Annotated in this window: 13 protein-coding genes; 3 read left to right on the plus strand and 10 right to left on the minus strand. The window is 38.5% G+C overall.

The annotated features are described in order from the left end of the window. Positions 1 to 5 precede the first annotated feature (5 nt). On the plus strand, positions 6 to 1,022 hold the full coding sequence (locus tag EO113_RS05715; RefSeq protein ID WP_127135762.1) for a virulence RhuM family protein: 1,017 nt from the start codon (positions 6 to 8) through the stop codon (positions 1,020 to 1,022). 67 nt (positions 1,023 to 1,089) lie between these two features. Here the strand turns inward: EO113_RS05715 and EO113_RS05720 are convergent, their stop codons facing one another. The 5 genes from EO113_RS05720 to metA all read right to left on the minus strand — a co-directional run bounded on the left by EO113_RS05720 (position 1,090) and on the right by metA (position 5,651). Next, entirely contained in the window at positions 1,090 to 1,254 is a 165-nt protein-coding gene (locus EO113_RS05720; protein WP_009353470.1) for a 4Fe-4S binding protein, read from the minus strand. A gap of 338 nt (positions 1,255 to 1,592) precedes the next feature. Further along, the gene (locus EO113_RS05725; protein WP_206168651.1) at positions 1,593 to 1,925 is read right to left on the minus strand and encodes a helix-turn-helix domain-containing protein; all 333 of its coding nucleotides are present in this window, start codon (positions 1,923 to 1,925) and stop codon (positions 1,593 to 1,595) included. 190 nt (positions 1,926 to 2,115) lie between these two features. Continuing rightward, positions 2,116 to 3,159: a hypothetical protein gene (locus tag EO113_RS05730; protein WP_127135763.1), complete on the minus strand. Its 1,044-nt coding sequence runs from the start codon at positions 3,157 to 3,159 to the stop codon at positions 2,116 to 2,118. Positions 3,160 to 3,375: 216 nt separating this feature from the next. Continuing rightward, positions 3,376 to 4,644 (minus strand): O-acetylhomoserine aminocarboxypropyltransferase/cysteine synthase family protein, encoded by a 1,269-nt coding sequence (locus EO113_RS05735; protein ID WP_127135764.1) that lies wholly within the window; start codon positions 4,642 to 4,644, stop codon positions 3,376 to 3,378. A 47-nt stretch (positions 4,645 to 4,691) separates the two neighbouring features. Beyond that, positions 4,692 to 5,651, minus strand: coding sequence for a homoserine O-succinyltransferase (gene metA, locus EO113_RS05740; protein WP_127135765.1), 960 nt, complete (start codon positions 5,649 to 5,651; stop codon positions 4,692 to 4,694). Positions 5,652 to 6,100: 449 nt separating this feature from the next. Here metA and EO113_RS05745 point away from each other — a divergent pair, with 449 nt between their 5' ends. Then, a complete protein-coding gene (locus EO113_RS05745; protein WP_127135766.1) occupies positions 6,101 to 6,727 on the plus strand; it encodes an RNA polymerase sigma factor in 627 nt (208 codons plus the stop codon). Between the two features lie 277 nt (positions 6,728 to 7,004). On the opposite strand, the gene EO113_RS05750 is transcribed toward EO113_RS05745, so the two are convergent. From EO113_RS05750 to EO113_RS05760, 3 genes are all read right to left on the minus strand, one after another. Continuing rightward, complete coding sequence (locus EO113_RS05750) at positions 7,005 to 7,208, minus strand: DUF1659 domain-containing protein (protein ID WP_009353480.1); 204 nt, start codon at positions 7,206 to 7,208, stop codon at positions 7,005 to 7,007. Between the two features lie 13 nt (positions 7,209 to 7,221). Next, positions 7,222 to 7,455 (minus strand): DUF2922 family protein, encoded by a 234-nt coding sequence (locus EO113_RS05755; protein ID WP_127135767.1) that lies wholly within the window; start codon positions 7,453 to 7,455, stop codon positions 7,222 to 7,224. A 179-nt stretch (positions 7,456 to 7,634) separates the two neighbouring features. After that, positions 7,635 to 13,235 (minus strand): YadA-like family protein, encoded by a 5,601-nt coding sequence (locus EO113_RS05760; RefSeq protein ID WP_127135768.1) that lies wholly within the window; start codon positions 13,233 to 13,235, stop codon positions 7,635 to 7,637. 857 nt (positions 13,236 to 14,092) lie between these two features. On the opposite strand from EO113_RS05760, the gene msrB reads away from it, so the two are divergent. After that, positions 14,093 to 15,061 carry a peptide-methionine (R)-S-oxide reductase MsrB gene (gene msrB, locus EO113_RS05765; protein ID WP_127135769.1) on the plus strand — a complete coding sequence of 323 codons (969 nt, stop codon included), beginning with the start codon at positions 14,093 to 14,095 and terminating at the stop codon, positions 15,059 to 15,061. A gap of 284 nt (positions 15,062 to 15,345) precedes the next feature. Here the strand turns inward: msrB and EO113_RS05770 are convergent, their stop codons facing one another. Beyond that, positions 15,346 to 16,158: a class I SAM-dependent methyltransferase gene (locus EO113_RS05770; RefSeq protein ID WP_009353483.1), complete on the minus strand. Its 813-nt coding sequence runs from the start codon at positions 16,156 to 16,158 to the stop codon at positions 15,346 to 15,348. 251 nt (positions 16,159 to 16,409) lie between these two features. Then, the coding region (locus EO113_RS08325; RefSeq protein WP_164723757.1) for a hypothetical protein at positions 16,410 to 16,485 on the minus strand (76 nt) is incomplete at its 5' end.

Below are 16,485 nucleotides of genomic sequence, written 5' to 3' on the forward strand. Positions count from 1 at the left end.
CTATCATGATTCCTATCGATTCTGCTTTACATGGAGATGTGATTATCTACCAATCAGGACAAGAAAATATTTCAACTAACGTTTTATTTAAAGACGAAACATTTTGGATGACACAAAAAGATATGGCGACGTTGTTCGGAGTATCTTTATCTTCTATCAGTCGCCATTTAAAAAATATCTTTGAATCTAATGAATTAGATGAATCAGTGGTTATTGCAGAAATTGCAATAACCACTCAACACGGAGCTTTAGCCAATAAAACTCAAATCTCAACAGTAAAATTGTACAACCTAGACGCCATCATAGCTGTTGGCTACCGTGTAAACTCAAAAGAAGCTACACAATTCCGTATTTGGGCTACCAAGGTATTGCGTGAATATATTGTGAAAGGTTTTGCCCTTAATGACGATATGTTAAAGAACGGAACTCCCTTCGGTCAAAACTATTTCAAAGAGCTTTTACGTAGAGTTCAATCCATTCGAGCCAGCGAACGTCAAATCTATCAACAAATTACAGATATATTTGCAGAATGCTCCATTGATTACGATGTACAGGATCCTTTCACCCGCCAATTTTACGCTATGGTGCAAAACAAATTCCATTATGCTATCACAGGCAAAACTGCAGCTGAAATTATTTATAATGCCGTTGATAGAGATAAACCACACATGGGATTACAAACTTGGAAAAGCTCCCCTCATGGGCGCATTCATAAATCCGATGTAACCATCGCAAAAAATTATTTAACCGCAGACGAAATACGTAAACTAGAACGAACTGTATCCTCCTTTTTTGACTATATCGAAGGCATCATCGAACGAAAACATACTTTCACCATGAAAGCCTTTGCTGAAAGCGTAGATAAATTCCTATCTTTCAACGAATACGAAGTGCTCACTAATAAAGGGCATATTTCAAAACTACAAGCTGATAAGAAAGCAGTTACTGAGTATAAAGAATTTAATCGTACGCAGAAAGTATTCTCTGATTTTGACAGAATCATACACAAGCAAAACAAGTAATAGAGCAAATCAAAAATGAGAAAACCCCGTAAACACGTATGTTTACGGGGTTTGTTATTTGCTTGAATTATTCAGCTGTGATTGTTGCTACTGGGCAAACGGATTCGCAAGAACCGCAATCGATACAAGTATCGTTAATTTCGTATTTAACTTCGCCTTCAGAAATTGCTCCTACTGGACAAACAGAAGCACAAGAACCACATTTAATGCATGCATCACCAATAACGCGCATGAGACACCTCCATAAAAAAATAGAATTCGCTAACTTTATGATTATCATTTAACTAAGGTACTTACCTTTTTTATATTCTCATTATTGCACGTTTTTTTAGTCTTGTCAAATACTTGTCTATACTTTTTGTATCCAATTTTTACAATTGATGTTGCATTTTTTGTATCGCTGAACCTATATATTGCGCTATTTGATAGATTTTATCATTTGTATTCAACTATATATACAAAAAATAACTATAGGTGCCGATATTCTCAATTATTACTTCTCAATATAGTTTTTGATAATAATTATATTATCAATTAGATATCTAAGAACACAAACTAATTTCCATCCAGTTAGTGCAACTGATTCGATTCATATCCCATGACTCGTCGCTTAATCTTGTACATCCGTACCCGCTGGTAATCGATTTCATCATGACACACCAAAGTTGCCACATCAACCTGCAAAGTCTTGGCGATCAAATACAACACCTGCACAGATGTCCCTAAGGAACCTTTAGCACCTTCAATTTTTGCTAAATAACTTGGACTAATACCACATCGTTTAGATAACTCTTTTTGTGAAAGTCCCTGACAACGTCTAACCCAAGCAATTTTTCTGCCTAAACAAATACAAAACTCTTCATACTCTGGCATAGATTCCATTGATTGTAAATGCGTCCCCATCTCTATACACCTCATTTCAAAAGTATATAACTGAACTGCTCTACTCACATTATATATAGGCAAAATTCATAAATCAAGAGTGTATCGTATAAGATTCTTTTCAAAGATGCCTATCTAAAAGCTCTAAATGCACCATCTGTTCTTGTTCTAGCAGCATATATCTATACCAATATATAGCCTATACATTTCATTACTTTCTCTCTAGCCCTATCTGTCCAGACCGGAGAATCCTAGCCTCAGTTATAATGTTATCATCCCAAGTGGATTCAGAGGTAATCCCTTCATCGGTAATTCGTATTTCTTTCTGTATACGCTTCGATGGCTTGCCTTGTACTAATTCTTCATGGTATAGGCCTTCAAGGGTAGTTACATCTAAAGCTGACATAGAATTCCCTGAAACAAGTTCTTTAGGAAGTTGATCATGCATGCTAGATGGATCTTCACTTAATCGATGAGAAGGTGTTATTTCTTTACTTTCATCATTTTCCATATACACAAAATCATCTAATAAGTGCAACAAGGTCTGCAAATCATATCTATGAATATCATCATATTCTACCTCCATCAAGTATCGATGTGTAGGATCCTCTTTCATAATCATATCAATGGTGAACCTTACATAGGGTCCATCCTGTGTAGGCTGTTCAAATCTATCCCAGCGAACCGCTGTCATATCTTCTCGAGATAGAAGGCCTCCTTCAGATATTGTGTGCTTTTTAAAAGTATGTGGATTGTTTCGACGCCAAATCTCCATGTACTTCGCATCTGTCATACCTTGGATAGGCTGGTCATACCAGGTAGTATTCCACTGTTCTTGAGATACTCCTTTCGGCGGTACATTATCTCTACGTGTAACCATCACATTCACATCTTTGTCTAATTGCAACAGAACCCCTACTACATGCCCACTATCTGTAGGTACTACCTTATCAATCCAAGTAAGACTTTGTACTGCCCAAGGAATGGTAAAACGAAAATGCCCTGCCCGACTACTAATATACGTATGGTTCGGTATATTTTCTATTCCCTCACCTTTTGCACGTAGACTACTATCTGTATAGTGTTCCCCTACAGGAACGGGCATACCTACTGGCATTCCTTGCTGTCCTATGAATGTAATTTTAGGTTTTGCCTCTATATCTTCTGCCATACCTACAGCACCTGTGAAAGTGGCCATCGCCACGCCACATACCACAACTTTCCACCATATATTTCCAACTAGTTTGCTTTTCATTCGTTGATTTCCTTTCTTATCTGCGCCTCTATACATCCTATGTCAAGTTTTATACTCATCTAACGTTGACCTCATCTCAATATCTATCTTGGATTCAATAGTTCTTGCTGTATCATTAAATGTTACTTAGTACAACTACATATCTAGTATACCATAGCTAAAAAGAGAACCCACTATTGTGAGTTCCCTTATATACTACTATACAGTTGCTATATCTTACAGTTTGTCCAATGCTTGTGCTAAGTCAGCAATGATATCCTCAACATTTTCAATACCGATAGATACACGTAATTGTTCTGGTTTTACACCTGCTGTCAATTGTTCCTCAGGGCTCAATTGGGCATGTGTTGTACTTGCTGGGTGGATAACCAAGGATTTAGCATCCGCCACATTGGCAAGGTTAGAGAAGATTTCAAGAGCATCAACGAATTTGATACCTTCCTCTTTACCACCTTTCACACCGAATGTGAACACTGCGCCAACCCCTTTCGGGAAGTATTTATCAGCCAACGCTTTATATGGGCTGTTTGGCAATTCAGGATAATTTACATAAGCAATTTTTGGATGGTTTACCAAGAAATCTACAACTTTACGAGTGTTTTCTACATGGCGTTCTACACGCAAGGACAATGTTTCAATACCTTGAATAATCAACCATGCTGCTAGAGGAGTAATGGCTGCCCCAGTGTCACGCAATAATTGAGCACGTACTTTCACAGTGAAAGGAATTGGAAGATCGCCATATACTAAACCATTGTAATGTACGTCGCCTTCTACAAATCCAGGATAACGGCCGCTTGCTTTGTAGTCGAACTTCCCACTTTCCACGATCACACCAGCGATAGTTGTACCATGACCGCCTAAGTATTTAGTTGCGGAGTGAACCACTACGTCTGCACCGTGTTCAAATGGACGGAACAAGTATGGAGTACCGAATGTATTGTCCACGATTACGATGATACCATGAGCGTGAGCGATCTCAGCAATCGCTTCTAAATCTACCAAGTTAGCTCCTGGGTTACCAACGGATTCTACATACACAGCTTTTGTGTTGTCGTCGATAGCTGCTTTGAACTCATCTAAATTATCTGGATTTACGAATTTTGTAGTAATACCGAAACGTGGCAATGTAGCGCTGAATAAGTTATACGTACCACCGTATAATGTGGACGCTGCCACAATATTGTCCCCAGCAGATGCTACGTTTTGGATAGCATAGGCAATCGCTGCAGAACCAGAGGCTACGGCGATGGCACCAGCACCACCTTCTAAAGCGGCTACACGGCCTTCCAATACGTCTTGTGTCGGGTTACCTAAACGAGTGTAGATAGGACCTGCATCCGTTAAGGCAAAACGTCCTGCTGCTTGTTCTGCATCTTTAAATACATACGATGTTGTTTGATAAATTGGCACCGCACGGGAACCTGTTGCGTCTACTGTATGACCTGCATGTAATTGTAATGTTTCAAATTTGTAATTGCTCATGTTAAACTCCTCATCATTCTTAAATCTTTACTATGTATTGACTAGGATTAAATGACCCAGTCTTGTATATATGCTTCTTCAATCGGTCTCGATTGTAATTCACTGACCTCATACGGTGTTTCTTGGTACACATAATAGTTTAACCAGTTTGAATAGAGTATGGTCGATGCGGATCGCCATCGAATGATGGGCTCTTTCGTCGGATCATCATCAGGGAAATAATTTTCTGGAATTTCAATCTCTAATCCTAACTTTCTATCCCTATCATACTCTTGGTATAAAGTATCTCGATCATATTCTGGATGTCCAAAGATAAACACATGTTTATTATCATAGGACCGAGCGATACCAACACCTGTCTTATCCGCGCGGGCTAGCACTTCTAACTGAGGGTGAGCGTTGATTTCGCTTTCACTCACCGTCGTATGCCGTGAATGAGGCATATAGAAGAGTTCATCTAGGCCACGCATAAGCATGGGCTTACTGTTCTGCACTTCTTGTTCATATACACCGAATAACTTGGTAGGCAAATCTTCCTTGTGGATACCGAAGTGCTTATAAATCCCGGCTTGGGCTCCCCAACAAATGTAGAGAGTAGAACACACATGGGTTTTACTCCATTCCATAATTCCTGAAAGCTCATCCCAGTAATTCACTTCCTCAAAAGGCATTTGCTCTACCGGAGCGCCTGTTATAATCAAACCATCAAAGTATTGATCTTTGATTTCCTCGAAAGTTCTATAAAAGGTTTCCAAATATTCTTGACTTGTATGACTTGCTGTATAGGACGCCGTGTACAGAAAAGTCACCTTTGTTTGTAACGGTGTATTACTCAAAGCACGAAGCAGTTGAATTTCCGTAGTCTCTTTCCGTGGCATCAAGTTCACAACCACAATGTGGAGTGGTCGAATATCTTGTGACTCTGCCCGTTCCGAATCCATGACGAATATATTCTCTTCTGAAAGTTTCCCTATGGCTGGTAATCCTTTCACTACTCGTATAGGCATTCAATCCACCTCTCTTTCCAGTAAAACCTATCGATTAACGATGAATTAAGTATACTAGGATGTCCATCATATGTCAACAATATACGTACATTTATCCTTATACAGGATACATATTATTATATATAGCAAAAAACTATAAGGAAAGTTATAAATACATATTTTCCCAATATTGCTTACATGTCATACATACCCTTGAAATCCATCCCATTATATCAATATGTTACTTTTACACACTTTCAGAAAAAATAACTTGCTATTGAGTGGATTTTGATATATAATTTCATCAATATATATAGATGTCATTTTTCATTACATGTAATAGCAATTTACAGTAAATAAGCTATATATCAACAGGCCTGTGATACTATAGAAACTATGATGTAAGTACGCCCCTTATACATCATCCATGACAATCATATTATGTAGTTTTATATACAAGGAGGTAAACCATGAGTAACTCATATATTAAACACTCATTATTGATGACAGCCTCTGACATCCAAGATGATTCCTACACTGACGAAGAACTGGTAGCCTTCATCCAATCTGGTTATTGTCATATGACTGTTATCTTATGTCAACGGTACGTACCTCTCATTACAAAATACGCGCATGTGCGCCAACTTCGTTCTATAGACAGTGATTTAGAATCTGCCTTATGGGAATGTTTCTTGCAGGCTATTAAGACCTATGATATAACTAGCAACATCCCTTTTGCTGGCTTTGTAAAATCTCGCATACGCTTCACCCAGTGGAATCTATATCGAAAGAGTCTACGACAATGGACTCATGAAACGGTGTTAGTCCCACAAGAAGATGAAACAGATCCCTTAGTATCAATCCCATCCAGCCATGATACTGCAGAGGAAGCCATTCATCATTTAGAACTATTAGCATTGCACACAGCTCTATCAGAAATGGAGCCGGTGCATGCAAACCTATTACGGCAAGTCTTGCTACAAGGCAAATCCATCAGCGAAATCGCTAATACCTATGGCATGAGTCGACAGGCTATGCATAAGAAATACAAACGAGCCCTCGCCTTGCTAAAAGAGACTTTAGAAACAGTTCAATAACTTAATATTGAAAATAAGTAAAACCTGAATCTCTCAAAGAGATTCAGGTTTTCTTATTGTGTAGTACACTAATATATAACAATAGCCATCCTGCTATGTATCAGCAGGATGGCTACGGTAATCCTTGGTACTAAGTCCTATCACTATCATTTACATATACCCTTCTTGGTGTGATTCTCAGCTGTCTAAAGGTCCTATCCTACCTTATCGTTTTAACCACTTTAATACCCAAAGGGTAATTCTAATAATTTTTAATGCTTTTTCAAGCTTTTCCATATTACGCCTCTAAAGCGATGGCATTATTTCGCACAACCCCTACCAAAGGATAGGCATATAGCTTACCCAATGCATCGCCTACAGCTTTTACATCCTCATCTGTAGCACTTTCATTGACATAGGCAAAATTAGCCACTTTTAGATTATGTGCACCTTCACCTTTTTTAAATTGTAATTGTAATTTGGTTACCATTGTTGTTGTCATAGTCTAATCCTCCTTATTCTACCACCGTGGACTCTGTTGTCACTAATGCACCATGTTGAAAGTTACTCAATCGTTGATCTTTACGACCACGAAGTACATCTTTCTCCACCATCAGTTGACCTACTGTGTCAATTTCAGTTTTTGTAACACCTTCTTTGGGGAATGCTACCACAATATTGACATCTTCCTTAGATGTGTCTGTAAAGACCAAATGTAATTCTTTTTTCACTACTGTACTTGCTGCCATAATTTTCTCCTTTCCTAGTACCAAGTGCTTACACTTAGATACATTCAAAAAAAGAAGACTTGTCAACCAAATTCATAATCTTATCGGAGTAAACAAAAAAAGACTGTAATCAGAATGATAATTTTCATTCGATTACAGTCTTTTCTATATAACGCTTAGATTACGTTCACAATTCTATATTAACCTTGTAAACGGCTTAATACTGTTGCTAATTGAGCTTTTACAGCATCAAGTTCTGCACGTTGAGATTTGTTTTCTTCACGTAATGCGTTAATTTCACCTTTTTGTTCAAGGTTTTGCGCTTCTAATGCACCCATTTTATCTTGCAATACGTATGTGGAACTAATTGGACCTTGTCTGTATACATCTGCTACAGCTGTTTCGTCTGCTTTAGCTCCTACTTTCCAAGTAATACCAGCATTTGCCATCACTTGGCTACGGTTACCACCAATAGCAGCACCTGCATGGAACATCAAAGATTCATTTTTATAATGTGCCACACCTAATGCTAAGGAGTTTTGACCTTGGTAGTGACCTACACCAGCCATGATTTGAGTTGGTTCTAATGGATCGTATTGGATAGGTTTCAATGCGGATAACGCAGCCGCTTGAGAACCAACACGGTTCACTTGACCTTGTAATTGATTAGTAATTGCTTGCATATTGCCTGCTGCATCACGTAATTGGCTTACATTAACTGCATCAGTAGGATCAGTACCTGCTGCCACATTAGTGATTTTGTTACCACCATTGTTCAAGCCAGCATTTGTTAAGGAAACTGCTCCTTTGCCTGCTCCTGCTGGAGTTAAGGTAATTCCATTACCATCAATCTTAGTTGTATTGTCACCAGCTTTGAATTCAGCACTAGTTAAACCAGTTAATGTAGGGTTAAGTTCATATGTGAAGGAAGAGCCAGCTTGAGTAAGTTTCAAGTTATTTCCAGCATTGAAAGTAACAACATCACCAGCTTTAACAGGTTGTGCTGCATCATTTCCAGTGACAACGCCAGTTCCAGTTTGACCGCCTTTTGCTTGCCATGCTGCATTATTAATAGCATTCGCTACATCACCAACAGTGGCAATTTTGCCTTGATCAGCTTTAGGAACAGATACAGTACCTGCTTTTCCATCTTTGCCGTCTTTAGCGTTGACAGTAATTGTGCCAGTGTTAACTTGTAAACCTTTATCTCCTACAGTGATTGTTGTGCCATCAACTTTTACTTTTAAACCTTTATCAGTAGTTTCTAAAGATTTGTCAGCTGCTTTAACTTTCACACCTGCAGTTGTTACTTCGATAGATTTATCAGCTGGTTTTACATCGATGTTGCCTGCCTTATCTTTTTCTAAACCTTTACCAGGTTTTACAGCAGAGTTAGCGATTTCATCTTTTATTTGTTTTACAAATGTAGGATTTACTTTAATACCCTTATCACTTACAGTGATCGTATCTCCATCTGCTTTAACAGTGATTTTGTTGTCCTTACCTACTTCTAAGCCATTACCAATGTTTACACTGTATTTCACAGTAGATGTTTTTCCATCTGCACTTTCCACAGTAGCTGTTGTACCAGCACCATTTACGAAGTTTACTGTATCATATGGTTTTACAAGATCTACAGCTGTACCATTACCTTGTAAGTTCCAACCTGCATTTAGTACGTCACCTACAGTAGCTGCGTTATTTGGGTTAACCTCATTTTCACCAGTACCCATTGTTGGAGCTGCTTGAGATTTAGTAGCTTCATCTTTATCATCTTTATTTTTAGTTTCAGGTAAGTTGCTTGCAACATTAGTAATATGTTTATCAGCAGTAACAGTAACAGGTTTTTCTTCACCTGTTTTACCGATTGTTACATCTCCGCTCTCTTTTAAGGTAATAACAGTAGGTGCAGCACCTTTACCAGCGATAGAAGTAATACCTGTCAACTCTGGATTCAAGGAATATGTGAAGTTTGTACCATCTTGTTTAATTTCAAGATTATTACCAGCTTTAAGCGTTATTTTGTTGCCATCTTTAACTTCTTCAGTAGATGTAGTATTACCTTTTGCTTTTTTACCAGTACCTTCAACATCAGATGTAATGGAGAATCCAGAAGAATTAATATGTTTCTCTAATTCATCTTTAAGATCTTGTACATCATTTTTAACGCCAGTTAATTGATTTACGTTAACACCATCTGTACCATCTGTACCTTCTTTAACGTTTTTAATTTGATTACCACCATTGTCCAAGCCATCTTTTGTCAAGGAAACTGGTTTTTTACCCGCTGCTTTAGGAGTGATAGTCATACCATCTGCATTGATTACAGTTGTATCACCTGCATCATTTTTGAAAGATGCACTTGTTAAATCTTTCAATTCTGGATTTAAAGAATATGTGAAATCTTTACCAGCTTGTTTAAGTTTTAAGTTGTTTCCAGCTTTTAAAGTAACTTTGTCACCAGCTTTAACTTTTTCTTCTGTTGTGCCTTCTACTTCGCCAGAGTCTTCTTTATCACTTGTTGCTTTCCAAGCTGCATTGTTGATAGCATCTGCTACATTACCGATAGTAGCAATTTTGCCTTTATCTGCTTCAGGAACAGATACAGTACCAGCTTTGTCGCCTTCTGTTACATTAGTAATAGAACCAGTGTTAACTTGTAAGCCTTTATCTCCTACAGTGATTGTAGTGCCATCAGCTTTTACTTTTAAGCCTTCCTCAGTAGTTTCTAAGGATTTATCAGCTGGTTTAACTTTCACGCCTTCAGCTGTTACTTCGATAGATTTATCAGCTGGTTTTACCTTAATGTTACCATCTGTATCTTTTTCCAATCCATCGCTTGTTTTAACAGTGGATTTACCGAGTTCATCTTTTAATTGTTTTACGTTAACTGCATCAGTATCTTTTTCACCAGCTTTAACATTAGTGATTGTTTTATTGCCATTGTCTAAGCCATCTTTGGAAAGAACTACATCACCTGCAGTTACTTTACCATCTTTACCATCGATTGCTACAGGGTTATCTCCACCTACAGTAACAACACCATTTGGTCCAAAGGATACTTTACCAGCACCTTCACCTTCACCAGTGATAGATTTGATACCTTTTAACTCAGGTTGTAAGGAATATGTGAACTCTTTGCCAGCTTGTTTAAGTTTTAAGTTTTTACCAGCTTTTAACGTAACTTTGTCACCAGCTTTAACTTTTTCTTCTGTCGTGCCTTCTACTTCGCCAGAGTCTTCTTTATCACTTGTTGCTTTCCAAGCTGCATTGTTGATAGCATCTGCTACATTACCGATGGTAGCAACTTTGCCTTTATCTGCCTCAGGAACAGACACAGTACCAGCTTTGTCGCCTTCTGTTACATTAGTAATATTACCAGTATTAACTTGTAAACCCTTGTCTCCTACAGTAATTGTAGTGCCGTCAGTTTTAACTTTTACACCATTTGCTGTTACACTAATGGATTTATCTGCAGGTTGTACTACGATTTTACCATCACTATTAGTCAAACCGTTGCCAATTTTTGGAGATGCATTGTTGATCATATCAGCTACGTTTTGAGCTGTTGTTAAGGCATTGCCTTTCGTTTCATCTTTAGGTTTTACTTGACCTGTAGCTGGGTCTTTTTCAAGTTCAGCTGTAACAGGAGTGATTGTAATTGTGTTATTGGTAGCATCTGTTGTCAATACAGCTTTGTTAGCAGATACCACTTTTAATGTTTGGCTATCTAATAATACGTCAGCTTTAGATGTACCATCAGTTGTCGGTGCAGCTTGATCTACTGTATCACCAGCGATTTTTAAATTCACAGAGCGAAGTTGCGCTACGTTTACTGCATCAGTATCATCTGTACCTGCTGCTACATAATTAATTTGACGAGTCATGCGAGGCGTACCTACAGCCACAGCTGCTGTAGATGCAGTTAATGCATTACCTCGTAAACCAGCATATGTATTCATACGGTTTTCGTTAAGATCATAGCCTTTACGCGCTTCTGTATCTGCTACGGAGTAGGAACCTAAACCAACACCATTATCCACTGTAGCTTGTGCTTTTACACCGATAGCTACTGCATGGTCAGCAGTAGATTTAGCTTGTGTACCGATGGCTACAGAGTTTTCATTTGTTGCATTTGCATCAGTACCGATAGCAATAGATGTTTTACCTTCTGCCACAGCACGTGTACCAATAGCTAACGCAGATTCCTTCGCACTTTTATAAGCCGCTTCTAATGTTGCCTTAGCTGTCTTTAACTTATCTGCTTCTGCTGTTGCAGCAGCTGTTGTATCTGTTACTTTTTGTTTTAAAGCTTCATCATCTGTATTTTCTGCAATCAAATCTTGAGCACGTTTAATCAAACGTGTTACATCCGCTGTAGTTGTACTAGCTGCATTTTCATCAAGTGCCGCTATTTTTTTCAACGCAGCCAATTGAGCTGTTACAACTGGTTTAGCACTATCATAGTTATTATTGGACTGTATGTTTCCAAAAAACTCATCTTGTAGAGCTGCATTATCTACACCTAATGTTTGAAGCAATTGCTTCTCTTCATTAGTTAATGTATATAAAGAAATCCCAAAGTCACGAGCATCACTAGCCAAACGTTTTTGTGTCGCTTTACTATCGCTTTCTGCTGTTAACTTAGCATCTTGAGCATCAGTGAAAGTCTTATACGCTGTATTATACGTATCCAACGCTGTAGATACAGTGGTTGCTAAGTCTGCATTACCACCTGCTACAGAGTCATTACCAAAGGCAAAACCATGTGTACCCATAGCGCGAGCTGTTGTACCTAAGGCAATCGCTCCTTGTCCTGTAGCAAAGGCATTTTCCCCAGCTTTGCCATCCGCTTTACCGCCATTACCGATTGCAATGGCTTGTGCTCCATAAGACGTAGCAGCACGACCGATAGCCATTCCACCTGCTGTAAACGCACGAGCCCGGTCACCTACAGCAACGCCAGATGTTTCTGCTACATGAGATCCAAAACCTACCGCTACTGCACGACCAGCACTAGTCCCAGTACCAGACTCTGTACCTACAATCGTATCGCTTGCTGCTCGTGTAACTGCATGATTACCTACTGCTGTAGCAAATGGATTATAAGTAGCTGATGTAGTACCTACTGCCGTAGAGTAAGCCCCACTTGCTCTAGAAATATTACCAATGGCAGCTGCACCTATTTCATAGGCCTTTGCAATTGGACCTACCGCTGTTGCCGCACCTTGTTGACCTGTTGTTTCCGCTTGGTAACCTACCGCTACGGATTGAGTGAAATTCGTACGAGCTTCTGGACCAATGGCTACAGATTCTTTATAATCACTTTTTGCATTTCTACCGATAGCAATCGCACCAGTACCCGATTGGAATGTCACGCCACCATGGTCACGTAACGAGGATGCATTTGTACCAATAACAACCGTATCAGTATAGGAAGCATAGGCATTCCTACCAATAGCCACTGTATTTGCTGTATGCTTTTCTTGATCTGCTTCTGGAATAACTGATTCACTAACACCGGCTAAGCTAGATTTACCAATCGCCACACCAGCTTTGGCATTAGTCACTGCTAAATTACCTACAGCAATAGACCCTTCTTGTACAGCCTTACTATTGGTGCCAAATGCAGTACCTTCACCTGTACCTGCCACATTATCTACAGCAAATGTAGTGGTCATACCAGCTACGCTAAATGCCGTCACGCCTAAAATAGCAGCCATAGCAGCTAAACGATTTACTTTTTGTTGACTTTGTGCATGTGCTGCATTTGTTCGAACAATTTCATTACGTTTTTTCATGATTCTCCTTTTCCTTAAAGTTTGAAACCCATATTGACTTACTATACTACACGATTAAGATGACATATGCGTGAACAAAATACCCTTGATAGGTGCCAAATTTAAATGAAAATTTTTTTCACAACCTGTTACTCAGTTGCACTATAATTCATATAATTTCACTATGGCATCTTATCTGTTGCCTCAATTATACTGTTCTCACTTATAGATGTCAAATGCATTCTTCATAAGCTTTCATGAAAAAAACTATAACCTTTTCAATAGCTAAAAGCTATTTAATAATAGTCATTCTCTATAAATACTTTATATATAGTATACTATATAACTATCATATATCTTCATATCACTTCTTGATAATTAGCGGTGCACCTAATAGGTACGTCCTATAAGTGGTAACATTTTATTATTATTTTACTTATTCCTATTTTTTTGATATATTATATGTGTCGATGTGATACTCGACAGGAACTATGAACCTCATATGTTCCAGCCTTTCAAACTACTTACATATGTGATAACGGTGACTTCCCATACACACCTACAGTTATCACAAAGAAGCCACCTGCTCGTCCCCATACGAGTTAGGTGGCTTTCACCTTTATAGGCATGTCTTATAATATTATGCTTACTAAAACTTGTGATAATACCATGTATCTTATATGCGGCGTATCATCAATCTACCAATACTCGTGCAATATTTCTAATACGAATACATGCTATAATTAAGACTAGCTATATCATAACAATTTGATGATATATACTCGATATAATAATAATATCTTTGCTAGCAACATACATATAAAGCATATCATGAATTATCAGCAATATACATTATATTCCATTAAAAGGAGGATACTATGAATCATACCATCTATTTAGGAGGCGGTTGTTTTTGGGGTGTGGAAAGCTACTTTCAACGCATCCCCGGCATTGTAGATACTGAAGTAGGCTACAGCAATGGCACTCATCCGAATCCTAGTTATGAAAAGGTTTGCCGTGGCAGCGGTCACGTGGAAACTGTCAAGGTTACTTATGACACCTCTGTGATTTCCCTCTCTAAGGTACTACAATATTTTTTGCGCATTATTGATCCTTTTAGTATCAACAAACAAGGTAACGACGTGGGCATTCAATATCGCACTGGTGTGTATTACGAACATTCTGAGGACAAAGCAATCATCGAGTCCACGTTAGAACGTGCTAATAGCCATTACCAAAAGCCTTTTGCCATCGAAGTGTTACCCTTACAGTCATTTTATCCAGCTGAAGAATATCATCAAGACTATTTAGATAAAAACCCTAATGGCTATTGCCATATTAATGTATCCAAGGCTTACGAGCCTTTAATCGATGAAAAGGAATACCAACGCAAAGCAGATGATGTATTACAAAAAGAACTTAGTGAATTAGAATACGCTGTAACACAACATAGTGCTACGGAGCGACCTTTCTCTCATGCCTATACAGACGAATTTCGCCCCGGCATTTATGTAGATATCACCTCTGGAGAGCCTCTTTTTATCTCCGCTCAGAAATTCGACTCTGGTTGTGGTTGGCCTAGTTTTGCACAACCGATCAACAGCGATGTCATTCGTTACTATGAAGACGATAGTTTAGGACATCGTCGCATCGAAGTACGCAGTCGCATTGGAGATGCTCATTTAGGGCATGTCTTTGAAGATGGCCCTCAGTCCATGGGAGGTCTCCGGTATTGTATCAACGGCGCGGCCTTACGCTTTATTCCTTTAGAAGACTTAGAAACAGAAGGGTATGGCGTTTTGCGTGAATTTGTAGAAAGTAGCCACGCTCTATCTCAAGATTCTTAAAAAATTTAGTATACAACAACTTAGCATAATACAAAGCTGATTTCAACGATTACCAACTTACTGTATCTTACAACATAAAAAGACTGTAAACACAGGATTATATTTCCAATTGTTTACAGTCTTTTATCGTTATATAAATAGTCTATGCTTATATGCCCTATCTATACCGTTAGAGCTAGCATACTTGATACACTATATTACTTTTAATAAAGTACGTATATCCCTATAGATTATGCATATACTATTGTAGCCCAGTATAGTCTATATATTATAAGTGCAGAAGATTAAACTCGCCATGAAATCCACGCAATGGTATCTGTTGTGTGATTTTCTAATTTACCATCTACAGCTTTCTCCGATAAAAATTCACGTATTTCTTCTTTGATCATTTCTAAGTCGCCACCTACTTTTCGATGCACACGTAAGCAGAAATAATCGACTGCTTCATCAACGGTTAAAGTTTCTACTTCTTCTACCGTTTTATAAGTAATATTTACATTCTTTCCGATTTCGTTAACTGTGCCCAAGCAATCTTGTAACATGGATTCCCATGGGCTTCCACTTACACCATATCGCTCAGAATAGATGGCATCTAAGTATTCATCTTTTCGATCGGCGAACATGATGCACAAACAATGTTTGCGACTAGCTTTGTGCAAGGCGTGAAGATTAGCCGTATCCGACATGATGGGGCAGAAAATGCTGTATACCAAGTCAAATCGTTTGTCCCAGCCTAAGGCTTGCCGAGCTTCCTCTGACCACGGCCCAAGCCATAAATCTAAAGAAAGGCCTTCCTTTTCACTAATTTGTTTTGCCCCTTCTAGCATTCCTGTAGATAAGTCTACACCAGTTAGTTTTACCCCATTACGAGCTAGTCCCATGGCATAGTCCCCAGTACCACAGCCTACATCAAGTGCTGTTTCTCCTTCTGTTGGATGAATCCCTAATTCTTGTAATCGTGCTACAAAGTCCACTACTTGCGCTACACGATCCTCACGTTTGTGCATATTGACAAAGAACTTGGATGTTTGATTCCAAGATTGTTGTTCCTCTTGCCAACCCTCCATGGAAACAGGCATTGTTGTGATTGTACTCATAGAAACCTCCTTATCACTTTATATTTAATAGGATAGATATCGTTTACACCAATATTACTACTATACATTATATACGATATACAGCAAATTATATATGATAAAAATTATCAATTCATATATTTTAATTATACAATACAATACGTGTTTATACTGTATCTATAGCAACAAAATCTGTACAACCATACAAGAAGTATTAGAACACAAAAAAGCGACCTTGCGGTCGCTTTTCCTATTTAGAATCTACGATTCAATTATGCTTCGATAGCTGTAACAACACCAGCGCCTACTGTATGGCCACCTTCGCGAATCGCGAAACGTAAACCTTCT

It is taken from the genome of Veillonella sp. 3913, from assembly GCF_003992235.1.
Taxonomy (GTDB): Bacteria; Bacillota; Negativicutes; order Veillonellales; family Veillonellaceae; genus F0422.